1 protein-coding gene and 1 pseudogene are annotated in these 609 nt (G+C 77.8%); one reads left to right on the top strand and one right to left on the bottom strand.

Annotated features, from left to right (window positions below):
* The coding region (locus H7I41_RS19605) for an Rv3235 family protein (RefSeq protein WP_264014282.1) at positions 1-203 on the top strand (203 nt) is incomplete at its 5' end.
* A gap of 4 nt (positions 204-207) precedes the next feature.
* On the opposite strand, the pseudogene H7I41_RS19600 reads toward H7I41_RS19605, so the two are convergent.
* Positions 208-609, bottom strand: a pseudogene (locus H7I41_RS19600) (hypothetical protein); the annotation flags it as partial.

The raw sequence follows: 609 nt of genomic DNA, 5'->3' as shown, positions 1-609 counted from the left end.
CCACGGTGGTCACGCACGCCCGGCTGCGGCACGCTGCTCCGGCCCGGCTGCGCCGGGTTCGCCTGCGGGCAGCCGGATCCGGCTCGACGGCGGCCGAGGTGTTCGCCACCTACACCCGCGGCGAGCGAGTGCGCGCCATCGCCGCGCGCGTCGAACTCGTCGGACCCGACCGCTGGCAGCTGGTCGCGCTGCAGATCGGGTGAGGGCTCAGCCGCGACGGCGTGGGCGCGGCGCCTTGGCGCCCTTGGCCTGCTGACGGGCCGCCTCACGGCGTTCCCGTCGGGTGCCGCCGCCTCCGCCTCCGCCGCCGGCCGACGCGGCATGCCGCGCTCCGCCGTTGGACCGCTGCACCTCGGCCGAGCCGTCCTCTGCCGGGCCGACGTAGGTCAGCGGAGGCGCGTCGTTGTCGATCCCCTTGGCGCGCAACGCCGGTGCGGGCGGCCGCTCCTTGGTGGCCACGCCGCCCTCGCCTGCGCCGCGCGAGCCGTCCTCTGCCGGGCCGACGTAGGTCAGCGGAGGCGCGTCGTTGTCGATCCCCTTGGCGCGCAACGCCGGTGCGGGCGGCCGCTCCTTGGTGGCCACGCCGCCCTCGCCTGCGCCGCGCTCCTG

The sequence above is a fragment of the [Mycobacterium] manitobense genome (assembly GCF_025821665.1).
GTDB classification, from domain to species: Bacteria; Actinomycetota; Actinomycetes; order Mycobacteriales; family Mycobacteriaceae; genus Mycobacterium; species Mycobacterium arseniciresistens.
The sequence above is the reverse complement of the archived record's forward strand: the minus strand, read 5'-3'. Positions and strand labels throughout refer to the sequence as shown.